At 38.9% G+C, this 22329-nt stretch carries 23 protein-coding genes; all 23 read right to left on the reverse strand.

Features of this window, described 5'->3' with window-relative positions; all coding sequences use genetic code 11:
* Positions 1-1041, reverse strand: coding sequence for an S-methyl-5-thioribose-1-phosphate isomerase (gene mtnA, locus PHO70_04580; protein MDD5432245.1), 1041 nt, complete (start codon positions 1039-1041; stop codon positions 1-3).
* Positions 1042-1046: 5 nt separating this feature from the next.
* On the reverse strand, positions 1047-1655 hold the full coding sequence (locus PHO70_04585; protein ID MDD5432246.1) for a tetratricopeptide repeat protein: 609 nt from the start codon (positions 1653-1655) through the stop codon (positions 1047-1049).
* A 2-nt stretch (positions 1656-1657) separates the two neighbouring features.
* Entirely contained in the window at positions 1658-2782 is a 1125-nt protein-coding gene (locus PHO70_04590; GenBank protein MDD5432247.1) for a DUF362 domain-containing protein, read from the reverse strand.
* Positions 2779-3540 (reverse strand): TatD family hydrolase, encoded by a 762-nt coding sequence (locus PHO70_04595; GenBank protein ID MDD5432248.1) that lies wholly within the window; start codon positions 3538-3540, stop codon positions 2779-2781. The genes PHO70_04590 and PHO70_04595 overlap by 4 nt, the downstream gene beginning before the upstream one ends.
* 11 nt (positions 3541-3551) lie before the next feature.
* Entirely contained in the window at positions 3552-5072 is a 1521-nt protein-coding gene (gene metG, locus PHO70_04600; protein ID MDD5432249.1) for a methionine--tRNA ligase, read from the reverse strand.
* Positions 5062-5862: a stage 0 sporulation family protein gene (locus PHO70_04605; protein ID MDD5432250.1), complete on the reverse strand. Its 801-nt coding sequence runs from the start codon at positions 5860-5862 to the stop codon at positions 5062-5064. The genes metG and PHO70_04605 overlap by 11 nt, the downstream gene beginning before the upstream one ends.
* Positions 5850-6848, reverse strand: a complete 999-nt coding sequence (locus tag PHO70_04610; GenBank protein ID MDD5432251.1) for an AAA family ATPase — start codon at positions 6846-6848, stop codon at positions 5850-5852. Before PHO70_04610 ends, PHO70_04605 begins: the two co-directional genes overlap by 13 nt.
* Positions 6830-7438, reverse strand: a complete 609-nt coding sequence (gene tmk / locus PHO70_04615; GenBank protein ID MDD5432252.1) for a dTMP kinase — start codon at positions 7436-7438, stop codon at positions 6830-6832. Before tmk ends, PHO70_04610 begins: the two co-directional genes overlap by 19 nt.
* 194 nt (positions 7439-7632) lie before the next feature.
* A complete protein-coding gene (gene cysS, locus PHO70_04620) occupies positions 7633-9009 on the reverse strand; it encodes a cysteine--tRNA ligase (GenBank protein ID MDD5432253.1) in 1377 nt (458 codons plus the stop codon).
* 18 nt (positions 9010-9027) lie between these two features.
* The gene (gene cysE / locus PHO70_04625) at positions 9028-9711 is read right to left on the reverse strand and encodes a serine O-acetyltransferase (GenBank protein ID MDD5432254.1); all 684 of its coding nucleotides are present in this window, start codon (positions 9709-9711) and stop codon (positions 9028-9030) included.
* A gap of 1 nt (position 9712) precedes the next feature.
* The gene (ispF, locus tag PHO70_04630; GenBank protein ID MDD5432255.1) at positions 9713-10195 is read right to left on the reverse strand and encodes a 2-C-methyl-D-erythritol 2,4-cyclodiphosphate synthase; all 483 of its coding nucleotides are present in this window, start codon (positions 10193-10195) and stop codon (positions 9713-9715) included.
* Positions 10180-10872, reverse strand: coding sequence for a 2-C-methyl-D-erythritol 4-phosphate cytidylyltransferase (ispD, locus tag PHO70_04635; GenBank protein ID MDD5432256.1), 693 nt, complete (start codon positions 10870-10872; stop codon positions 10180-10182). The genes ispF and ispD overlap by 16 nt, the downstream gene beginning before the upstream one ends.
* Before the next feature lie 2 nt (positions 10873-10874).
* Positions 10875-11858, reverse strand: coding sequence for a PIN domain nuclease (locus tag PHO70_04640; GenBank protein ID MDD5432257.1), 984 nt, complete (start codon positions 11856-11858; stop codon positions 10875-10877).
* 39 nt (positions 11859-11897) lie between these two features.
* Entirely contained in the window at positions 11898-13274 is a 1377-nt protein-coding gene (gene radA / locus PHO70_04645) for a DNA repair protein RadA (protein MDD5432258.1), read from the reverse strand.
* 20 nt (positions 13275-13294) lie between these two features.
* Positions 13295-13909, reverse strand: a complete 615-nt coding sequence (locus PHO70_04650; protein ID MDD5432259.1) for an MlaD family protein — start codon at positions 13907-13909, stop codon at positions 13295-13297.
* Positions 13910-13922: 13 nt separating this feature from the next.
* Complete coding sequence (locus PHO70_04655) at positions 13923-14675, reverse strand: ABC transporter ATP-binding protein (GenBank protein MDD5432260.1); 753 nt, start codon at positions 14673-14675, stop codon at positions 13923-13925.
* 13 nt (positions 14676-14688) lie between these two features.
* Positions 14689-15477: an ABC transporter permease gene (locus PHO70_04660; protein ID MDD5432261.1), complete on the reverse strand. Its 789-nt coding sequence runs from the start codon at positions 15475-15477 to the stop codon at positions 14689-14691.
* 9 nt (positions 15478-15486) lie between these two features.
* Positions 15487-17913 (reverse strand): ATP-dependent Clp protease ATP-binding subunit, encoded by a 2427-nt coding sequence (locus tag PHO70_04665; GenBank protein ID MDD5432262.1) that lies wholly within the window; start codon positions 17911-17913, stop codon positions 15487-15489.
* A 13-nt stretch (positions 17914-17926) separates the two neighbouring features.
* On the reverse strand, positions 17927-18979 hold the full coding sequence (locus PHO70_04670) for a protein arginine kinase (GenBank protein ID MDD5432263.1): 1053 nt from the start codon (positions 18977-18979) through the stop codon (positions 17927-17929).
* Complete coding sequence (locus PHO70_04675) at positions 18976-19509, reverse strand: UvrB/UvrC motif-containing protein (GenBank protein ID MDD5432264.1); 534 nt, start codon at positions 19507-19509, stop codon at positions 18976-18978. The genes PHO70_04670 and PHO70_04675 overlap by 4 nt, the downstream gene beginning before the upstream one ends.
* A complete protein-coding gene (gene ilvE / locus PHO70_04680; protein ID MDD5432265.1) occupies positions 19509-20378 on the reverse strand; it encodes a branched-chain-amino-acid transaminase in 870 nt (289 codons plus the stop codon). Before ilvE ends, PHO70_04675 begins: the two co-directional genes overlap by 1 nt.
* Positions 20379-20460: 82 nt before the next feature.
* The gene (locus PHO70_04685; protein MDD5432266.1) at positions 20461-21135 is read right to left on the reverse strand and encodes an ABC transporter ATP-binding protein; all 675 of its coding nucleotides are present in this window, start codon (positions 21133-21135) and stop codon (positions 20461-20463) included.
* A gap of 2 nt (positions 21136-21137) precedes the next feature.
* Positions 21138-22328, reverse strand: coding sequence for an ABC transporter permease (locus PHO70_04690; protein MDD5432267.1), 1191 nt, complete (start codon positions 22326-22328; stop codon positions 21138-21140).
* Position 22329: the final 1 nt, after the last annotated feature.

Consider the following 22329-nt stretch of genomic DNA (forward strand, 5'->3'; position numbering starts at 1 on the left):
TTATCCTAGTATTTTCTTAATATTAACCTTGTTAGGATGCTTGATAACCCCATGGTCAGTAATAATTGCGCTGATTAATTTAGCTGGAGTCACATCAAAAGCCGGATTATAAACCTTTACTCCTGCGCAGGCAATCGGCTGCTTAAAAAACAAACTGGTAATCTCCTTAGCATCTCTTTGCTCAATTGGAATTTGCTTTCCGGAATTAATACTTAAGTCAAAAGTTGATTTTGGAGCCGCGATATAAAAAGGGATATTATGGAACTTGCTTAAAACAGCTAAGCTATATGTTCCGATTTTATTGGCCGAATCCCCATTAGCAGCGATCCTGTCTGCTCCGGTAATTACTTTGTTAATTTTTCCCTGCCCCATTAATGAAGCTGCCATATTATCACAAATAAGCGTCACATCAATACCGTTTCTCTTTAATTCCCATGTCGTAAGCCGAGCTCCCTGCAAAAGAGGCCTTGTTTCACAAGCAAACACCTTAAACCTTTTTCCTTCTTTTTTAGCACTATAGATTACTCCAAGCGCAGTGCCATAATCAATGGTTGCAAGGATTCCAGCGTTGCAAACAGTCAAAACATTATCCCCATCTTTAATTAATTTCGCGCCAAAAGAACCGATATTCCGGCAAGAAAGCATATCTTCCTGTATGATATTCTGTGCCTCATTAAAAAGGATATCTTTTATTTCGCTAATTGGCTTATCTTTATTTATCAAGGCGATTTTATACATCCTATCCAAACCCCAAAAAAGATTCTTTGCTGTTGGTCTTGATGACCCGACATAAATAATTATATCTTTTAATCTCTTTGAAAATTGCTCAAAATCCTGCGATTTCAGATCTTTAACACCTAGATAAACCCCTAAACCGGCAGCCCCGCCTAATGCAGGAGCACCACGTACCTTAAGCAACTTTATCGCCTCCCAAAGCTGCTTTAAATCCCTAATATAACAATACTCTAATTTACCCGGTAGTTTTGTTTGATCAATAATTTTAATGCTATTTTTACTCCACTCAATAGTCTTTAAGCTCATATTATTTAACCATCCTTTAATTCTTTTTCAATAAGGCTGATTCTTTCCTTTATCTGCTTTCTAATACTCCGGCATAAACCGGGTTTAAGCAATTCCAAAACTTTTCTATAGGCCTTAAGAGAACCATCGTAATCGCCAAGATTATATAATGCATCTGCCAGATTATCATAAGTAACCGCCCTGCCCGACTCAAGAGATAATGCTTTCTTAAAACATTCTATTGCCTGGCTGCATTTCCCGATGTTATTTAAAAGCCAACCCTTATTATGATATATAGTAGCATAATCCGGCTCTACCTCAATACCCTTGTCAAAATATACAAATGCATCATCAATTATCCCAAGCTCCACCATACAAAGAGCTCTATCATTGTATGAGCCGCCGTCTTTGGGGTTGACCTTGATTGCCGCATCAAAATGCTCGATTGCCGAAGCAAAATTTCCTTTCAAAAGTTGTAACTGCCCTTTAAAATATTCCCTCTCTCCATCAAACTGCTTGCTCTTGGCTTTCTTAAGGCCCTGCCGTGCAACCTGCAATGCCTTAGCCTTGCTTCCATAAGTGATGGCGTAATCAAGCTTTGCCCTCATTGAAATTAAATCACAATTTTTACCCATAATTATAAGCCGATTATTTTAGCAAAAATACTTTTCTTTATTTTAATTGCCTTTTCAGGACAGACTTCCTGGCAGCAAAAACAAGCAATGCAACCCGAATGATCAATCACAACCTTTCCATTTTTAATGGATATTGCCTTTTGCGGGCAGGCTTTAATGCAAGAGGCGCATTTAACACAATTATCATATTCAACACAAGGATAAAATTTAATAAGCCTTCTTGCTAGATTAATAACCGGCTCGGGGATATGCCTTCTTAACAAAGAAGTTGAAGGAATTTTAAAAGGCTTACCGATAATATTATCAAGATTTTCACCAAGGATAGAAATAGAATCTAAATCCGAAACTCCTAACCCCCTGCGGGAAGCTTCTTTGGTAGTCAAGCAATCCGTAGGAGCTATCCCCATTACCTTGGCTAAAACACTGTCTACTGCTACTCCATCAGTTCCTGCGAATAATAAACCTATCTTACGCAATTTCCCGCTTGTTCCCGGGCCATCCCCTTCCATAGCCATAATCCCATCAACAATATTTAAACACGGGGTTACTTCTTCAAAAATATCTACGATAACTCGCGATAAATCTTCCATTCTAAAATATTTTTTATGTAATTCTGTCTTGTAGCTTCCTGCAACCAAACCAAAATTGTTCTTAATAGCCCCGGTTAGAATTGTCAGGCCATGCGTTTTGAACTTTGGGACATTAACCAAACAATCACATTCATCAAGTATCGCCGCAAGAGGAAACTTATTCCGCCTCCAGCGCCTTCTATCAAATTTTACTAATTCCACATCTTCTTCCGCGCAGACTTTTTTTACCCCTGTTACTTCATAGACCCAATCAACCTTCTCAGAATACCTATCCCAAACACTTGGGCTGTCCCCTAACATAACTCTGCAATTATTTTCTTTTAAAAGCTTAATAACCGCCCTTATTACTTCAGGATGAGTCGTAATCCCTGCCTCTGGATTTTTAGCCATTAACAGGTTTGGCTTAATTAAAACTCTGCTGCCTCGCTTAACTATACTAGAGATTCCCCCAATCAAATCAACCGATTGACGGACTGCCTGCTGCACTAGAATCGATTCATAGCTATCACATTTCGCTACTGCTACTTTAGCATTCATTTCAATCCAAAAAAGTTAACTGCATTATCCGTGGTTAATTTAGCTATTGTTTCAACCGAAACTGCTTTAATTCTTGCCACTTCTTCAGCAAGAATTCTTACCTGCATCGGCTCATTGCGTTTCCCGCGAAAGCCTTCCGGAGATAAATAAGGCGCATCTGTTTCTAATAATAACCTGTCAAGCGGCGTAATTTTAATCATATCTCTTAAGTTTTGCGCTTTCTTATAGGTAATGTTGCAAGTATACGAAATATAAAAGCCTAAATCTAGGCAAGCTTTTAAAAAATCTTCGTTTCCGGAAAAACAATGTAACACCGCCCTTACAGGCATCGCCTCTTTTAATATCCGAATGCTATCCTCCGCTGCTTCTCGGCTATGGATAATAAGCGGCTTATTAGATTCTTTTGCTATGGCTATCATTGACTTAAACATTGGAGGCTGATTTTCCGGCTTAGAGAAATTCTTGAAATAATCTAAGCCAATCTCTCCGATTGCGACAACTTTTTTATTACCTGCCAATTCTCTTATTGCTTCTTCTTCATTTTTATTAAAAGAATCTGCTTCATGAGGGTGGATTCCTACAGCGGCATAAATAAAATCGTATTCTTTTGCTAACTTTACGGAGGCAACTGAAGACTTAAGGCTCGAGCCTATATTTATGATATAACTAATCCCCGAGTTTTTTGCGCGGCTGATAACTTCAGCCCTATCTTGCTCAAACTCCGGGAAATCTAAATGGCAATGAGTATCAACAAGCATTTTGTATTATTTTAAGCTTTAGTTTTTGTGTCAATGCGGGGAAATAAAGGATTGCCTTTTTTAATTCTATCCGTTCCTAACTGCTCTTTAATTGACTCGGATGTTTTTGGCATAAAAGGATAAAGCTCATCTGCCACTTCTCTAATCGCATCCACTAAAACTCTGATAAAAGATTTTAATTCTTTGGTTTTATTTTCTTTAGCTAAGTTCCAAGGCTTTGTTTCCTCAACATACTTATTTGGCAGGCTGATTAGATCCCAGATATATTCAAGGCTCAAACTGAAATTTAATACTTCAGTTGGAATTGCTAGCTTTTCCGGCAGCTCTTTTATTAATTTTTCAATTACCATTCCTTGCTCATCTAATTTACCCTTTTCAGGGACTTCTCCTTGATAATATTTCTCAATCATTGTAAGAGTCCTATAGACCAAATTTCCTAAATCATTGGCAAGGTCTCCATTAAACCTTTTAACAATTGCCTGCTCAGAAAAATTCCCGTCTAAGCCAAATGGGACATCACGCAATAGAAAATATCTATACGTATCTATCCCATATCGATCTACCATCTCAATCGGATTAATTGCGTTTCCACGGGATTTAGACATCTTAGTATCATCTATAAGCCACCAGCCATGGGCGAATATTTTATCAGGCATCCTTACACCCAAAGCATGCAATAAAATCGGCCAATAAATCGCATGGTGCCTTAAAATGTCCTTTCCGATAAGATGCACAATCTCAACATCATCCTGCCACCACTTTGATTGATATTTCCCTTTCTCATTAAAATTACCCACAGCACTAATATAGTTGATTAAAGCATCAAACCAAACATAAGTAACGTGCTCGGGGCTAAACGGTAAAGGTATCCCCCAATTAAGGCGTTCTTTTGGCCTTGAGATACAAAGATCATTTAATTTGTTATGGCGCAAAAAACTTAAAACCTCTTCTCTTCTTGATTGAGGAGAAACAAAATTTACATTATCTTCAATGTATTTAACCAGCCAATCCTGATAGATGGATAATCTGAAGAAATAATTTGTTTCACTGATCTTCTCAACCTTACGCTTACAATCCGGGCAAAGCTGCTCTGTAATCTGAGTTTCCGGCCAGAAAGTTTCACAGGGAGTGCAATACCAACCTTCATATTTAGACGAATAAATTAATTTCTGCCCGCCGGCTTCCTTGTTATGAAGAATTTCCAGCACTCTCTGGACTGTTTTTATATGCCTTTCTTCGGTAGTACGGATAAAATCATTAGGGGTAATCTCTAATTTATTCCAGAGCCCTTTAAATTGCAAAACAACCTTATCCACAAATTCCTGCGGAGTTAATTTTGCTTCATCTGCCGCTTTCTGGATTTTCTGGCCATGCTCATCTGTGCCGGTTAAAAACCAGACATTCTCTTTGCCTAATTGCTTACGCTTATAACGCGAAATAGTATCCGCGGCAATCGTGGTATAAGAATGCCCGATATGCGGGGCAGCATTAACATAGTATATCGGAGTCGTTATATAAAACTTATTTGCCATGTTCTTTTTCCTTAAAACTCACCTCAAAAAGGATCCCGTCTTCAAGCTGGACTGTGGCAGATCTTTTAAAAACATTCACACTTATCACTTTTCCTTTTCCCTTAATAGTATTAATGTGCTCTCCCTCTCGAGGCAAACCTTTAGATAGCATTTTATAAGTTTCGTATTCAAACGAAAGACAGCACATCAGCCTGCCACAGAGCCCGGAAATCTTAGTCTGGTTTAAAGGCAAGCCTTCCTCTTTTGCCATTTTAATTGTTACCGGCTGAAAATCTTTTAAGAACTTTGCACAACACAGTTCTCTTCCGCAAGAACCAAAACCTCCGATTATCCTTGCTTCATCTCTAACGCCAATCTGCCTTAGCTCAATCCGCGCTTTAAAGATTTTAGCCAAATCTTTAACTAGATTCCTAAAATCAACTCTACCATTTGCCGTAAAATAAAAAACTATTTTTGTGCGGTCAAAAGAATATTCTGCCTGAACAAGCTTCATATCTAATTTATGTTCATCAATCTTCTTTAAACAGCTGTTAAATGCCTCTTTTGCCTTAACACGGTTTTCTTCGATTTGCTTTATATCGCCTTCTTTTGCAAGCCTGATTATTTTCTTAATTGGCTCTTTTGAAGCATCTTCTTCAACTGCCTCATTAGGAGAAACAACTTGGCCATAATCAACGCCACGGTCATGTTCAATAATAACGTAATCCCCTTCTTTTAAAACAATTCCGTTTGGGTTATAAAACTGGACTTGGCCCGCGTCTCTTAATCTTACATGTATCATGCCTTCCATAACTGAGCTCCTAGGTTATACAACACAAGCTTGGGATTCATATTCTGCTCCAAAGAAAGCACTGAATCAGATATAGAATTCAATACTCTGTCTAAATCAGCAAAAGTAAATTTATCTTTAAGCTTAAGAAGGTCCTGCTTGCGGTCAAGATTGATAATCTCAACCGAAGGCAGGCCTGCCTTAATCAAATAGACATCCCTAAACCATGCTGCCAATATGTTTAAATAATTTTCAATACACTCTTTTTTTTGGGCTAACACATTTTCAAAATCAGGCTTCGCAGTAAAAACAAATTTATCAACAGCCTTATCTCTTTCAACAAAAATCCCTGTTTCTTTTAAACTTAACGCCCTTCCGATTCTGCCTTCCGAAAAATACGCTAAGAAATGCGCCTTATCTTTTTCAAGCTTGTAATCCGACTCAAAAATCTCTTCAAGCTCAGGCCGCTTAGCAGGGTAAAATCTAATTACTTTGCAACGCGAAACTACAGTTTTAAACAATAACTCCGGTTTTGAGGTCGTTAGAATAATTAAACTATTTCTTGGAGGCTCCTCTAATATCTTAAGCAAAGCATTAGAAGCTTCAGCAGTTAAATTATGCGCATCGTCAATTATAAAAACTTTGGATCTTCCCTCATAAGGCCTTAAATTAATATCCCTTTGCAGTTGCCTGATATGATCAATCTTTATCACATTTGCCGAAGAATCAGGAGCCTTAGCCCCCTCTTGAGCCGGCAAAGAAGCATCAATGGTAAAGACATCCGGATGTTGATTCTTTTCTATCTTTAAACAAGAAGGGCATTTTTCACAAGAATCAACAGAATCAGCCTGGCAATTAACAACTTTTGCCAAAGTTTTAGCAACTAATTTCTTTCCTATGCCTTCTGCGCCTATAAAAAGATAACCTCCCTCAAGTTTTTTATTTTCTATATATCCTTGTAGAAGGCTTATAGCCCTAGCTTGGCCTTTTATATCACTAAATGACATAATGCTCTTACCTTTTCCTGTGTTACGGACAATTCTTTATCTACTTTTACAATCTTGATTCTTTTTGGCTCAAGGGATGCTAACTTTAAATATCCGATTCTTACTTTTTTATGATAAGCAAGCGGGCGCATTTCAATACGGTCTTCTTTTTCATGCCTATGCTTTAAGCCTTTTTCTACAGGAAGATCGAGAAATATTGTTAAGTCAGGGATAATCCCGCCCGTAGCAAAATTTCCGATATTCTTTATAGTTTTTAAATCTATGCCCAAGCCAAACCCCTGATAAACAATTGTTGAATCCATAAATCTATCTGAAATTACAATCTTTCCCTTTAAAAGTGCGGGCTTAATAATATCGTTAACCACCTGAGCCCGGGCAGCCATATAAAGAAGAGTCTCTGATTCAGGACAAATATCGCTTTCAGGGCTAAGCAAAAGCTCACGAATCTTCTCGCTTACTTTTACTCCTCCCGGCTCACGCAGATAAACCACAGGATATCTTTTATCTTTTAAATACTGGTAAAGAAGCTTTGATTGCGTACTTTTACCGCATCCTTCTGAACCCTCAAATGTAATAAACTTACCTTTCATATGACCTAGCCTTTTTAATTTTATGGTTTCGCTTCCGGCGCTGAAAATTTTTGCCGTGCGCTGCGATTTACCACGTCGCTACGGCTTAGCGTTCTTTTATAGCTGTCCTTCGCTCCTCGTAAATCCTTGCGCACTAATGTTAATAGCTGTGCCAAAAATTTTCTAATGCGCCTCCAGCAAAAACCATAAAATTTCTACAATCTTCTTCGCCAAGTAGTTTTACCGAATTTTGTATCTTCTAAAATAATACCTTTCTCTTCCAATTCTTTTCTTATCCTATCAGATAGAGCAAAATCTTTATTCTGCCTGGCATTATTTCTTTTTAATATCGCTTCCTCTACTTCTACATCAGGCATACCGGAAGTTTTTGCGGTAAGCGAGATACCCAGTATCTTTAAAAACTCCCTTATAGTGCTCCCTGCAGAAGAAACAAATTCTTTATTCCCAATATTCTTATTTGCTTCATTAATCAATTCAAAGACCGCGGCAAGCGCTTTAGGCGTATTAAAATCATCGTCCATAGAATTAAAGAATTTTATTTCTGCTTCTTCAATTACAGGAAAAACATTGTGATTAGAGCTAGGCTCTGTTTTATCCAAGAAAATTACTATCCTTTGCAGCGCCTGGCTGGCCTCTTCAATTCTTTCATCAGTATAGTCTATCGGGCTGCTATAGTGGGCGCTTAAGAAGAATAATTTTAAATAATCGGGATTCTTATATTTAGCAATGAAATCCTTGATTGTAATAAAATTACCCAAAGACTTGGCCATCTTTTGGCCATTAATAGTAAGAAGCCCTCCATGCATCCAATATTTTGCAAAAGGCTTCCCGGTTAATGCTTCTGCCTGAGCTGTCTCATTTTCATGATGCGGGAAGATTAAATCGCGGCCTCCCGCATGGATATCTAAGGTATCAACTCCCAAAAATTTCTGGCTCATCACCGAACATTCAATGTGCCATCCCGGCCTACCCTTTCCCCAAGGGCTTTCCCAATAAGGCTCATTTTCTTTTGACTTCTTCCACAAAGCAAAATCCAAATGGTCTTTTTTATTCTCGTTTGGGTCAATGCGGGCTCCACTTTCCATCTGATCAATGGATTGCCCGGATAACTTTCCATATCCGGTAAACTTCCTTACATTAAAATAAACATCCCCTCCGGATTCATAAGCAAATCCCTTTGCAATCAAACCTTCAATATATTTAATCATTTCAGGGATGTTTTCAGTTGCCCGAGGCTCATAATCTCCTTTCTGGATCCCTAATGCCTCTAAATCTTCGTAATATCTACCAATGTATTTCTTAACAAGTTCTTTCCAATCAACTTTTAGCTCGTTAGCGCGATTAATAATCTTATCGTCAATATCGGTAATATTACGCACAAACTTAACTTCATATCCGCGTTGCGATAAGTATCTTCTTATAACATCAAAAATATACAAGCTTCTGGCATGCCCAATATGGCTCTCGTCATAAACAGTAACACCACAAGTATAGATATTTACTTTGGGCGGCTTTAGCGGCTCAAAAACATCTTTCTTTCTACTGAGGGAATTATATATTTGAATAGGCATAAAACGTGGCCGTTTGAATTATTTATTTTTTTCTAAATCTTCAATTCTTTTCTCTAATTCTTCCATTTGCTGCATTATCGGGTCTAATATATGGATATGGTCTAGGCTAATATCAATCTTCTTGCCTTCCTGCTTAGTGATCCTTCCGGGAACACCTACTACTGTTGAATTTGAAGGGACATCCTTGATCACAACTGCATTTGCACCAATATATGAATTATCCCCTATGGTGATATTTCCTAATACCTTCGCCCCTCCTCCAATTACCACATTATTCCCAATTGTCGGGTGCCGTTTACCTTTTTCAAGGCCTGTTCCTCCGAGTGTAACGCCTTGATATAGCAAAACATCATCACCAATTATTGCAGTTTCTCCAACCACAACCCCCATCCCGTGGTCGATAAAAAACCTTTTACCGATTTTTGCACCCGGATGTATCTCTATTCCAGTAAAGAATCTTGCAATCTGTCTTATAAAACGCGCAAAAAAGAATAAATTAATTTTATAGAAGAAATGAGCAACGCGATAGCTAACTAACGCATGCAAACCCTGGTAAAGAAGCAAAATCTCTAAGAAACTTTTTGCTGCAGGGTCTCTTTTTTGCGCAATCTTTATATCCCCGTAAAAAAATATAGAAATAAGTAATAATTTAATTACTCCTAAAGCAATTAAAATTAATAGTATATTTAAAAGGCAAGTCATCTTATTCTCCTTTTTCTAACAATACAACGGCAAAACTTGCGATAGCCTGTTTTTTCCCTATTTCTCCAAGCTTCTCATTTGTCTTAGCCTTTACGCTAACACTATCTTCATTTATGCCAATAATGCGCGCAATCTCTTTTTGCATGTTTTCTTTGTGGCCTGATAACTTTGGCTCTTCGGTTATAACTACTGCATCAATATTATTAATGCTATAACCTTTGTCTTTTATAATCTCATAAACCTTAATTAATAACTCTGTGCTAGCAATCCCTTGGAATATTGGCTCAGTGTCCGGGAAATGTGCTCCGATATCTCCTTGTGCAACTGCTCCCAACAAAGCATCGCATATTGCATGCAAAAGCACGTCTCCATCGGAGTGTCCCAATAAACCTTTCTTAAACGGAATCTCGATGCCGCCTAAAAAAAGTTTACGGCCGCTTACTAAACGATGAATATCATAACCTATACCTATCCTAAGTGACATATTGCTTTTGCTATTCTCCTGTCTTCTGGAGTCGTTATTTTTATATTATTATAAGAGCCCTTAACCAGGCTTACTTTCTTTCCCAGCTTTTCAACCAACATAGAATCATCGGTAACCGGCAATCTTGCATACTTCTTAAACGCCTCTAATATAATCTCTTTTTTAAAAACCTGCGGCGTATGTATTTCCCACAAACAGCTTCTATCTAATGTCTTCTTTACTACGTCTTTACTTCTGCCTTGTACCTTGTGCCTTGTGCCTTCTTTTATCGTCGCCTTTACCGGAACTCCTAAGATTGCAGCACCGGTTTTTTTAGCCTCTTTAATAACCAGACAAACATCTGTTTTGCTTACAAATGGACGGGCTGCATCATGAATTAAAATCAAATCCGCATTATTCTCCACGCTCTTTAACCCATTCATTACCGAATCCTGTCGCTCTTTACCACCTAAAACAACTTCTCTAACTTTCTTAAAATCCTTAACTTCTCTTAATACCCCCTTAAGGTTATAACGATTCCCCACAACAATAATGCTCTTTACGTAAGGAATTTCCGAAAGAGTCTTTAGAGAATATTTTATTATTGAATTATTCCCAATGCGCACCAGAGGTTTCGAAGTTCTGCATTTAAACCTTTTACCCTGTCCTGCAGCCAAAACTATAGCGCTTACAAACATAACTATTTCTCAATCTTTGTAAAAATCATCCTTCCTGCCTGAGTCTGCAGCACAGAAGTTACTGCCACTTTCACATCTTGCCCAAGAAGCCGGCGCGCATCTTCAACAACCACCATTGTGCCATCATCTAAATAACCTACAGCCTGATTATGCTCCTTGCCTTCTTTAATCAATTTAATCTGCATATGCTCACCAGGAAAGACAACAGGCTTAAGGGCATTTGCCAGCTCATTAATATTTAAAACCTTTATTCCCTGAATTCCGGCAACACGGTTTAAGTTAAAATCAACCGTTAAAATTTTAGCTGCTAATAATTTGGCTAATTTAACGAGTTTAGCGTCAACTTCCTGAGTCTCCGGAAAATCTTCTTCTGAAATTGAAATATCAAGGCCTTGCTCCTTCTGAAGAGTATGCAACATTTCAAGCCCACGCCGGCCGCGCTGGCGTTTCATAGGGTCAGTTGAATCTGCAATCTGCTGCAATTCTTTTAAAACAAACCTTGGAATAATTATTTTCCCTCCTAAAAATCTTGATTTACAGATATCAACGATTCTTCCGTCAATAATTACGCTGGTATCCATTACCGCGATTTCCTCGGGCTGGTCCTGCCGGCGCAATCTGACATAAGGGATAATTATATTAAATTCATCTTTGCCGCGTAAAGCCATAACCATCCCCAGATAACAAAATATCAGCGTCAAAGTAACCCTAATAACACTTAAAGTTTCCTGGTCAATAGCAGGAGAAAGCGTAAAAGCGTCTCCTACAAGTTTAGCCATAATTAAGCCTAATATAAGGCCGAATACCGCACTTGATAACCCGCTTACTGAAACCTTACGTAAGCCAATTTCAAGAAGTATCATTATAAGAGCAGCCCCTCCACCAATCGCTATTCCAATATGGCCAATGTTTTTTGCTGCTAAAGACTGGTAGCCAACCATCATGCTTCCTACGATAAAAAGAATGCGTGCCAATAGTACATTCATATTTTTACCTCCTAGAGCACAAGCTCATCCCAAACCATCCTATAGGTTTGGGGACAGTACAACATCCAATGCCTCTTTTAATGTAGACACCGGGATTAACTTTATCTTTTCTTTCTTTTGAGTTAAGTTCTTATAAATATTTTGCGGCAAAATACAATGCTTAAATCCAAGTTTTTCCGCTTCATTAATACGTAAACTCGCATTTGAAACACTTCTAATTTCGCCACTTAACCCTACTTCTCCTAAGAAAATTGCGTCTTCCATAACTACCTGTTCTTTAAAAGCGCTCGCAACCGCAATACAAACTGCCAAATCCGCAGCCGGGTCTTCTATTTTAATCCCTCCGGCTACATTTAAAAATATATCTTCTGTTTCAAGGTGCAGGCCAATTCTTTTTTCTAAAACCGCAACCAGAAGATTAAGACGATTGGAATCAAACCCCTGTGCTTTCCTGATAGGAAACCCAAAATTTGTTTTACTTACCAAAGCCTGAATTTCAACCAATAACGGGCGCGTTCCCTCTAAAACAGCAGTTACAACGGAACCTGAAACACCTCGTGGCTTCTCAGAAAGAAAAATCTCGGAAGGATTTTTTACTTCTTTAAGCCCTCCTTGAGTCATCTCAAATACGCCTATCTCATTTGTTGAGCCGAACCTATTCTTAACAGCACGTAAGATTCTATATAATGCAAACCTGTCGCCCTCAAAGTAAAGCACCGTATCAACGATATGCTCTAGCACCCTTGGGCCAGCGATTGCCCCTTCTTTTGTTACATGCCCGATTATAAAAACCGGAATCCCGCAAGACTTGGCTATCTGGGTCAAAATACTTGCACATTCTCTAACTTGGCTAACGCTTCCCGCCGCAGAAGTAATTGCCGGATCAAAAATAACCTGTATGGAATCAACAATGACCACATCAGGAGCAATTTTCTTAATGTGTTCAGTAATTAAAGAAAGGTCCGTTTGATTTACAATATAAAGGCTCTCTGAATCAACGCTACCTAAACGCTTTGCCCTTAACTTAGTCTGAGCAACAGATTCTTCTCCGCTTATATAAAGAATTGTTTTTCCGGTTTTTGCCAACTGATGCGAGATCTGAAGCGAAATTGTAGATTTTCCTATCCCAGGATCTCCACCGATTAGGATTACCGAACCATTTACTATCCCGCCTCCTAAAACCCTATCAAGCTCAACGATTCCGGTCTTAAGACGAGATTCTTCTCCAGCCTCAACATTTTTTAAAAGAACTGGTGCATCCTTATACAAAGAACTCTTCTGATTGTCTCCGGGCACTTCTTGAGCATAATCTTCCTCTAGAAACGAATTCCAGCTATTACAATCCGGGCATTTCCCGAGCCATTTTGGAGACTGATATCCGCAACTTGAACAACTGAATATTGTCTTTGTCTTCATTCTATTCCTATTGCTAATTACTACTTATTCTCCTTCGTCTTCCAAATCAACTTCCAGGGATGCTTTCGGATATCGGTTGCAAACGCCTCAAACTCTTTATACATAGTATCATCATTAAGAAGCTTGCCGATGGTTCCCTGCCCTTTATTTATTTTTAACAAAGTATCATCCGCGTCAGTAACCACTTTCATTGCCAAGGCCCCTACTTCCTGCATAGAGATTGGGTCCTGGCCAGCCAACTCTTCATTAGCGGCAAGAAAATTTACATAATCTTTCCCCGGCATAATCTCAATATATTTTTCACCTAAAAGGCCTAAGGTATTTACCCAAACAGTAGAGTCCTTTGGAATTTTTACCTTTTCTTTAACCCAAGTCTCTATTTTTACCCGAGTCTTTTTTTCTTCAGGTATAATAAAAAAGCGGATATTTTTCACAACTCCCACATCAACACCAGCAAACCTTACGGGAGCTCCGACTTTAACGCCATTACTAAACCCAAACATAAAATTCACCCGGTAACCATTAGCCCAGGTTTTAAAACCCCCAATAGACAAAATAAATATAGATAAAAGAACAAGGCCGACAAAAACAAAAATACCCACCTTTAACTCTAATTTAGTTTTGCCAAATATCATTTTACTTCCTCCATTATTCTAAAGTTTCAGTAATAGGCCCTTTTGAAAGCCCATTGATAAACTGATGGACAACCGGATTGTCGGAATTCTGGATCTCTCCGGGGTTACCTTCTGCGATAATCTTGCCCTTATACATCATTGCAATCCTGTCTCCAACCGTATAAGCGCTTTTCATATCATGAGTAACAACAATAGAAGTTACTTTTAATTTATCATGCAAATTTTTGATAAGTTGATTTATGCTGTCAGCAGTAATAGGATCAACCCCTGTTGTCGGTTCGTCATAAAGAATAATTTCCGGCTTTATGCAGATTGCACGCGCCAAAGCAACGCGCTTTTTCATTCCGCCGCTTAACTCTGAAGGCATTAAATTTCCAATCCCGCATAAATCTACCATACATAAAGATTCTTCAATTCTTTCAAGAAGTTCTTTTCGTTCAATATGCTGATGCTCAATTAAACCAAAACCTACATTCTCTCCTACGGTCAAAGAATCAAAAAGAGCCCCTCCCTGAAAAACCATGCCGATTTTTAAACGAAGACTGTTTAAATCTTTTTCATCCAACTTAGAAACTTCCTGCCCCTCAACAGAAACCCTGCCTTTTTCCGGCTTTAAGATTCCGACAATATGCTTTAACAATACTGATTTTCCGCATCCGGATCGGCCGATAATCACACAAGTTGAACCCGTTTTAATATTAAGGCTCAATTCATCCAAAACCCTGTGTTCCCCAAAATTTTTTACGACACCGGAAATTTCAATCATTTTTTTAAAACTCTTAAGGAAATATAAAATAAAATATGGCCGTAAAGAAACAATCGGCGATAATAATAAGTATAAAAGTTGTTACAACTGAACGCGTAGTTGCCTGGCCTACCCCTTCAGCCCCTCCTTCAACATTAAAACCCTCATAACAACTAACGATAGCAATGATCATCCCGAAAAACAGCGTCTTAAATAAACCGGTAAATAAATCTTTGTACAATACCGCGTCCACTGTTACTCTCCAATACATACTTGAAGAAATTCCAAGTTTGAGTGTACAGATTAAATAACTACCGAAAATCCCAATTGCATCAGCAAATAGAGTTAACAAGGGGAGCATTAATGTCAAGGCGATAAACCTTGGCACTACAAGATACTTTACCGGGTTTGTCGCAAGTGTTTCCAAGGCATCTATCTGCTCGGTAACCTGCATTGAACCAAGCTCTGCGGTAATTGCAGCTCCTACCCTGCCCGCTACGACCAGCGCGGTAATTACAGGCCCAAGCTCTCGCACCAAAGAAAGCGCAACTAAACTTGCGATATACATTTCAGAGCCAATGCGCTGCATGAAATATGCGGTTTGCAAAGCAAAAATAAAACCGATAAACAATGCAACCAGTGAAACTATTGGAAGGCTGTCATATCCTGCTTTTTTTGCCTGCTCAATAATTCTATGGTTTTTAAAAGGGGGCTTGAATGACAAATAGCAAGTTTGCGCAAATAAATATGCGCTTCCGCCAAGAAAATGTAAAAACTCAATAAACCTGCGGCCTAAACTAATAAAAAATTGAGTAAACATCATATTTAATTACTACACGAGCTCGAAATACAATTCTTCATTCTTACGGGTAACCTTGATTTTTGAGCCTTCCTTAAACTTCTTTGAGATTATCTCGGAAGCAAGTGGGTCTTCCAAAAATCTTTGTATCGTCCTCTTAAGAGGCCTGGCTCCAAAAACCGGGTCAAAACCTTTTTCAATCAAAAACTCTTTTGCTTCCTGGTCAATATCCAACGAAATATTCTGCTCTTTTAATCGGCTGGCAACATGCCCTATTTCAATATCAATAATCCCAACCAGGTCTTCTTTCAACAAAGGCCTGAATACAATAATATCATCAATACGGTTTAAAAACTCCGGCTTAAATACCCGTTTTACTTCTTCCAAGAGCTTATCCTTCATCTCTTGATAAGTAATTTCTTCTTTTTGAGTTTTGAACCCTAGCGAGCCGGTCTTCCTGATTAATTCAGCCCCTACATTTGAAGTCATAATAATTATCGTATTCCTAAAATCAACTTTCCTCCCAAAACTATCAGTCAATCTTCCTTCTTCAAAAACCTGAAGCAGCAAATTAAATACATCCGGATGTGCTTTTTCAATTTCATCCAAAAGGATTACCGCGTATGGCCTGCGACGCACTCTTTCAGTTAACTGGCCGCCTTCTTCATAGCCGACATATCCGGGAGGAGCTCCAATCAGACGGGAAACGTTAAACTTCTCCATATACTCAGACATATCCAACTGCAAAAGGGCATCTTCATCTCCGAACATAAATTCAGCAAGCGCCCTTGCAAGAAGAGTCTTTCCTACACCAGTCGGGCCCAAAAATACAAAAGAACCAATTGGCCGTCTTGGGTCTTTGATACCAGCACGTGAACGCCGCACAGCATGAGCAATGGCCGAAATAGCTTCATCCTGGCCAACTACTCGTTTATGCAACTCTTCCTCTATTTTTAATAATTTCTCGCCTTCCTTCTCTTCAAGCCTAAAGATAGGAATCCCTGTCCACTGTGCTACAATTTTTGCAATCTCTTCTTCCGTTACTTCAGGGCACATCTTATCTTTTGCCTGAGACCATTCTTTATTTTTCTGCTCCAGCTCAAGGCGGGCAGCTCTCTCCTGGTCCCTTAAAGAAGCGGCCTTTTCAAAATCCTGCGATTTAATAAACGACTCTTTTTCTTTTCTGATTGATTCAACTTTCTGCTCAAGCTGCTTTATATCGGGAGGAACAACCAGGACATTTAAACGTGCACGCGAACCTGCTTCATCAATTAGATCAATCGCTTTATCGGGAAGAAATCTTCCTGAGATATAACGATCTGCTAATTTTGCTGCAGCTTCCAAAGCATCATCACAAAATTTTACACGATGGTGTGCTTCATATTTATCCCTTAAGCCTTTAAGGATATCTACGGTTTGGCTCACCGACGGCGGCTCAACCATAATTGTCTGGAAACGCCTTTCTAGTGCTGCATCCTTCTCAATATATTTTCTATATTCATCCATTGTAGTTGCGCCGATACACTGCATCTCCCCTCGGGAAAGCGCTGGTTTTAATATATTTGAGGCGTCAATTGCTCCTTCCGCAGCCCCTGCGCCGACAAGCGTATGCAACTCATCAATAAAAATAATTATGTCCTGAGAGCGTTTAATTTCTTCCATTACCGCTTTGATTCTTTCTTCAAACTGCCCACGGTATTTTGTCCCTGCGACCATTAAAGCAAGATCCAACACAACTAAACGCTTGCCCCTTAAAATATCAGGGACATTTCCGGCAATAATTGCCTGAGCCAATCCTTCTACTATTGCAGTTTTACCAACTCCTGCCTCACCAAGAAGAACAGGATTATTCTTTGTACGCCTGCTTAATATCTGTATAACACGTTCTATTTCCTGGATTCTATCAATGACCGGATCAAGTTTATTTTCTTTAGCAAGCACTGTTAAATCACGTCCAAACGCATCTAACGCCGGAGTTTTGGTTTTTCCCTGCGAAGTTCCCTGCTGGCTCATCCCCGGAAGAGCAGAGCCTAAAAGTTCCATTACTTCATTTCTAACGGTATTTAAATCCATCCCGAGATTAAGAAGAACCTGCGAAGCAATCCCTTCTCCCTCACGGATAAGGCCGAGCAAAAGATGCTCAGTCCCTATATAATTATGCCCCAAGGAACGCGCCTCTTCCGCAGCTAATTCCAAAGCTTTCTTTGCGCGGGGAGTAAATGGGATATCGCCAATAATCTGAGTCGTTGGCCCGGGCTGGACTAACTTTTCAATTTCAAGGCGGATATTCTCCAAAGAAATCCCTAATTTTTGCAAAACTGCAGCAGCTACACCCTCACCTTCGCGAATAAGGCCTAAAAGTATATGCTCAGTACCGATATAATCATGATTAAAACGCCTTGCTTCTTCTTTAGCTAAAATGATTACTTTACGCGCTCTTTCCGTGAACCGATTAAACATGAGGCCTCCCCTATTAAATTAAACTTAATTTGCTTCTTATGATTTTTGCCCGTTCCACATCCCGTTCTTCCGAAGAAAGTTTTTTATTTTCTATTTTCTGCAGATGAGCAGGCTGCGTAATTATAAAAAGTTCGTTTACCGACCTACGGTCTATGCCCTTAATTACATTACTATCAACTCCAAGCCTGACCATAGACAATAATTCTATTGTCTCCTGGCTTGAAATAATATGTGCACTCTTTAAAATCCCAAGGCTTCTATTAATCCTGTCTTCCATCGCCGCTTTATTTTTGGAGAACAAAGCTTCTCTCGCCTGATTTTCCTGTTCAATAATCTGGCGTATTAAGCCGCTTAAGTTATCAATCAATTCCTCTTCTTTAAACCCTAATGAAAGCTGGTTTGAAATCTGGAAGAAATTGCCGCTTGCCTGCGTGCCTTCTCCGTATAATCCCCGCGTTGTAAAACTTAATTTTGAAATCGCAGCCAAAACCCTGTCAATCTGGCGGGTCATGACTAACGCTGGCAAATGCAACATTACAGATCCGCGCATTCCGGTTCCAGTGTTAGTCGGGCATGCTGTCAGATAACCCCATTCCGGCAAAAAAGCAAAGGTGAGTTCCTTGGCAAAGCTATCATCAAGTTTATTAATTATATTCCATGCTTCAAAAAGATTAAATCCGGATTGCATAACCTGCATCCTAATATGATCCTCTTCGTTGACCATAACCGCGATAACTTCATCCTGATCAACAACTACAGCCCTTGACTCAGACTTCTGGGCATGCTCTAAAGACATGACATGTCTTTCTACTAAAAACTGCTTATCAACGCTATCTAATTCTTGAAGTTTAAAAACAGTAGTCTGCTTCAAGAGGTCAATTTTGTTTACAGCATCTTCAATTGCTTTTAAAGAAAGCTCCCCCTGCTTTTTATTTGCCCAGTGAGGAAATGGAAATTTCTCTAAATTTCTTGCAAGCCTGATACGGCTTGAGATTACGATATCTGAGTTTGGGCCAGTGCCTTTCAGCCATTCGCTTGTGTGATTAATAAGGTCGTTTATCTTCATTTATTATCTTCCTTGGATTCATTTTTATCATTTGATTGATTGATCTCAAGCTCTTTTATTTGATCGCGCAACTTCGCTGCCTCTTCAAACTCTTCATTATCAATTGCCTTCTGTAAATTATGGCGTAATTCTTGCAGGCCTAAAGTTTTCCTCTTTGTTTTCTTTTCAGCTTTAACAAAAGGAGATTTTCCAATATGCTGTATTGAACCATGAATCCTCTTAAGAAGAGGCCCTAAATATTTTTTAAAAGTAACATAGCATTCCCCACAGCCAAGCCTGCCTATTTTCTTAAAATCTTCGTACGTCAGGGAACAACCCGGGCATTTGACAGTCGCTCCACCCGTTTCCTTGGTAGGCTTTTCAAAATCAGCAAGGCCTGCCAAAAGATCGCTTAAGCCAAATTGCTGTTCCATCTGAGCACTTTTCTGGCGAGCGCATTCTTCACATAAATGCAGTTCATTAATCTGATCGTTAATAATCTCTGTCAAATGAACAGTAGCTGCAACCTTACCGCAGACATCGCATAACATTAATATCTAACCCCCTCTTTCTTGGTGATCTCTTTAAACTTTTTCATTAAAGAAAGTGTTGTCTTGCCGGGCCGGCCTTCTCCAATGATACGCCCATCTACTTTCACTACCGGAATAATTTCCGCGGCTGTACCCGAAAGGAAACACTCATCCGAGATAAAAACCTCGTGCCGCGTAATTACATGCTCATGCACAGAAATTTTAGCTTTTTTTGCAATCTCCATAATAGAATCTCTCGTAATCCCTCTTAAAGTCCCCATACATTGAGGAGGAGTATAAAGATGATTATTTTTCACGATAAAAATATTGTCCCCCGTGCATTCTGCCACATACCCAAGAGAATCAAGCATTATTGCTTCATCGCATCCAGAGTTTACCGCTTCAATCTTCGCAAGAATATTATTCAAATAATTCAAAGATTTAATCTGCGGGTTAAGCGCTTCAGGAAGATTCCTTACTGTCGGAACAGTAATAATTGACAAACCTTCTTTATAAAATTTCTCCGGGTAAAGCGCAATCCGATCAGCAATAATAATAACCGTGGGCCTTCCAAAACATTTGCGCGGGTCTAAACCTAAATCTCCTTCTCCGCGGGTAACGATTAAGCGGATATAAGCATCTTCCAGCTTATTTTCTTTTAACGTAGCAACTACCGCTTTAATCATCTGCTCTTTAGTTATGGGGATCTTAATCATTAAGCTATGCGCTGACTCGTAGAGCCGCTCAATATGCTCCTTTAGTTTAAAAACCAAACGCTTGTAGGAACGAATCCCCTCAAACACTCCATCACCATAAAGTAAACCGTGATCAAAAACTGAAATCTTCGCGTTATTCTTATCGTAAAATTTTCCATCAATATAAATTTTCATAATTTCCTCCCTGGGCACCAGCCCGCCCCAATTGCCCTACCAAGGGCACACTTTGCCTTCCGATAGGCAAAGGTGTGGTAGGTTAACTAACAAGTAATCCATCTTTCAAATGATATATCTTATCTGCCTGTTTAGCTAATTCAACATTATGCGTTACCATAACAACTGTCATGTTATTTTTTTTGCTTATATCCGATATCAAAGAAAAAACCTCTTCTCCTGATTTAGAATCAAGATTCCCTGTCGGCTCATCGCACAAAAGCAAATCCGGCTTATTAATTAACGCGCGGACAATAGCAACTCTTTGTTTCTCCCCTCCTGACAACTGCCCGGGGAAATGCGTAATACTGTTTATCAACCCAACGTCTTTTAAAGTTTCTTTCGCCTTATGCACAAGGTCAGCTTTATCAATCTTAACTTCAGGATTAATCAAAACAGGAAAAAGTACATTCTCTAAAACAGTAAAGTCGGGCAATAGATGATAAAATTGAAAAACAAAACCGAATTTTGTATTCCTTAAACGGGAAATCTGCCGGTCGGAAAGAGAGTAGATGTCTTCTCCTTCAAAAAAAACTCTTCCCGTTGTCGGAGAATCAAGCCCCCCTAAAATATGCAAGAGAGTTGATTTTCCTGCTCCTGAAGGCCCAACTACTGCCACAAACTCTCCGTTATTAATTTTCAAATCTATATCGCTTAAGACTTGTAATTTTCTTTTTCCCACACTATAAACTTTTTGAATATTCTTTGCTTCAATCATATCTATTCATACCTTAATGCTTCAACCGGCTCTAATTTTGCAGCTTTAATTGCCGGATAAATAGTAGAGATAAAAACAATAGTTATTGCGCTAGCAATAATCAAAACCATATCCGGCCATAACTCAATAGAAACCGGAAGCCTGTCAATATAGTAAATGTCCGACGGTAATTTGATAAATTGGTATTTTTTAAGCAGCCAACATAACAAAATTCCACCCGCGGAACCAAGAAAAGTCCCAAGTAAACCGATAATTAAACCCTCCATCATAAAAATCTTCTTAATCCCGGAACTTGCCATGCCTTGCGCTCTTAATATCCCGATATCTTTAGTTTTATCAACAACCATTACAATAAGCGTACTTGCGATATTAAAAGAAGCAACCAGTATTATAAGCGCAAGAATAATAAACATAGTAAATTTTTCTAATTTTAACGCTGCGAAAAAACTACTATTAGCCTCCATCCAGGTCTTTAGATTATATTCAAATCCTAAGCTCTTTAACAAATCTTCTCTAACCTTATCCGCGGAATAAAGGTCTTTTAGCTTTATCGCTACAGCGCTAATCTGGTTAGGCAGTCCTAAAATATCCTGAGAGGCCTTAATACTTGTAAAAATAAGATTAAGGTCATAATCATACATTCCGGAATTAAAAATTCCTGCGACTCGTAAATCATATTGCTTTCCAAGAGGAGAATAAATAGTAAGACGCGAATTCAGATTTTTGCCTAGATAAGCGGCAAGTTCTCTTCCAATTATTACTCCATCATCTCCAAGCTTATCAATATCTCCTGCGATAATATATTGCTTAACTTTTGTAACTTGGGGCTCAGTTAAAGGGTTTATGCCTTTAAGGCTGACGGCAAAATACTTAGCTTCTTCTTTAATTAAAACTTGCCCCTGAACATACGGACTAATACCTTTTACTTGCGGGTTTGAAGCTATTTTTTTTAATACAGAGTCGTATTCAATATTAGTTAGCGGCTTGTATCCTGCTAAAGTAATGTGAGAATAATTGCCTACAATTTTATCGCGCAAATCCTTGTCAAATCCGGTCATAACCGCGATAACAATAATCAAGGCCATAACTCCGATAGCAATCCCTAAGACTGAAATAAGGCTTATCAAAGAAACGAATTTCTCTTTTCTTTTAGCGAGCAGATAACGCCAGCTTATGAACAACTCAATACGCATA

It is taken from the genome of Candidatus Omnitrophota bacterium (assembly GCA_028715415.1).
In the GTDB taxonomy this organism is placed as follows: Bacteria; Omnitrophota; Gorgyraeia; order Gygaellales; family Profunditerraquicolaceae; genus JAQURX01.

Excerpts from the sequence above, each read along its gene's own strand:
- PHO70_04690 (MDD5432267.1), bottom strand. The coding sequence starts at position 22,328 with ATGCGTATTGAGTTGTTCATAAGCTGGCGTTATCTGCTCGCTAAAAGA.
- metG (MDD5432249.1), bottom strand. The coding sequence starts at position 5,072 with ATGGCAAATAAGTTTTATATAACGACTCCGATATACTATGTTAATGCT.
- PHO70_04650 (MDD5432259.1), bottom strand. The coding sequence starts at position 13,909 with ATGATATTTGGCAAAACTAAATTAGAGTTAAAGGTGGGTATTTTTGTT.
- PHO70_04675 (MDD5432264.1), bottom strand. The coding sequence starts at position 19,509 with ATGTTATGCGATGTCTGCGGTAAGGTTGCAGCTACTGTTCATTTGACA.
- ispF (MDD5432255.1), bottom strand. The coding sequence starts at position 10,195 with ATGTCACTTAGGATAGGTATAGGTTATGATATTCATCGTTTAGTAAGC.
- cysS (MDD5432253.1), bottom strand. The coding sequence starts at position 9,009 with ATGCCTATTCAAATATATAATTCCCTCAGTAGAAAGAAAGATGTTTTT.
- radA (MDD5432258.1), bottom strand. The coding sequence starts at position 13,274 with ATGAAGACAAAGACAATATTCAGTTGTTCAAGTTGCGGATATCAGTCT.
- PHO70_04640 (MDD5432257.1), bottom strand. The coding sequence starts at position 11,858 with ATGAATGTACTATTGGCACGCATTCTTTTTATCGTAGGAAGCATGATG.
- PHO70_04665 (MDD5432262.1), bottom strand. The coding sequence starts at position 17,913 with ATGTTTAATCGGTTCACGGAAAGAGCGCGTAAAGTAATCATTTTAGCT.
- PHO70_04660 (MDD5432261.1), bottom strand. The coding sequence starts at position 15,477 with ATGATGTTTACTCAATTTTTTATTAGTTTAGGCCGCAGGTTTATTGAG.
- PHO70_04595 (MDD5432248.1), bottom strand. The coding sequence starts at position 3,540 with ATGCTTGTTGATACTCATTGCCATTTAGATTTCCCGGAGTTTGAGCAA.
- PHO70_04585 (MDD5432246.1), bottom strand. The coding sequence starts at position 1,655 with ATGGGTAAAAATTGTGATTTAATTTCAATGAGGGCAAAGCTTGATTAC.
- PHO70_04670 (MDD5432263.1), bottom strand. The coding sequence starts at position 18,979 with ATGAAGATAAACGACCTTATTAATCACACAAGCGAATGGCTGAAAGGC.
- PHO70_04605 (MDD5432250.1), bottom strand. The coding sequence starts at position 5,862 with ATGGAAGGCATGATACATGTAAGATTAAGAGACGCGGGCCAAGTCCAG.
- mtnA (MDD5432245.1), bottom strand. The coding sequence starts at position 1,041 with ATGAGCTTAAAGACTATTGAGTGGAGTAAAAATAGCATTAAAATTATT.
- tmk (MDD5432252.1), bottom strand. The coding sequence starts at position 7,438 with ATGAAAGGTAAGTTTATTACATTTGAGGGTTCAGAAGGATGCGGTAAA.
- PHO70_04590 (MDD5432247.1), bottom strand. The coding sequence starts at position 2,782 with ATGAATGCTAAAGTAGCAGTAGCGAAATGTGATAGCTATGAATCGATT.
- ispD (MDD5432256.1), bottom strand. The coding sequence starts at position 10,872 with ATGTTTGTAAGCGCTATAGTTTTGGCTGCAGGACAGGGTAAAAGGTTT.
- PHO70_04610 (MDD5432251.1), bottom strand. The coding sequence starts at position 6,848 with ATGTCATTTAGTGATATAAAAGGCCAAGCTAGGGCTATAAGCCTTCTA.
- cysE (MDD5432254.1), bottom strand. The coding sequence starts at position 9,711 with ATGACTTGCCTTTTAAATATACTATTAATTTTAATTGCTTTAGGAGTA.
- PHO70_04655 (MDD5432260.1), bottom strand. The coding sequence starts at position 14,675 with ATGATTGAAATTTCCGGTGTCGTAAAAAATTTTGGGGAACACAGGGTT.
- ilvE (MDD5432265.1), bottom strand. The coding sequence starts at position 20,378 with ATGAAAATTTATATTGATGGAAAATTTTACGATAAGAATAACGCGAAG.
- PHO70_04685 (MDD5432266.1), bottom strand. The coding sequence starts at position 21,135 with ATGATTGAAGCAAAGAATATTCAAAAAGTTTATAGTGTGGGAAAAAGA.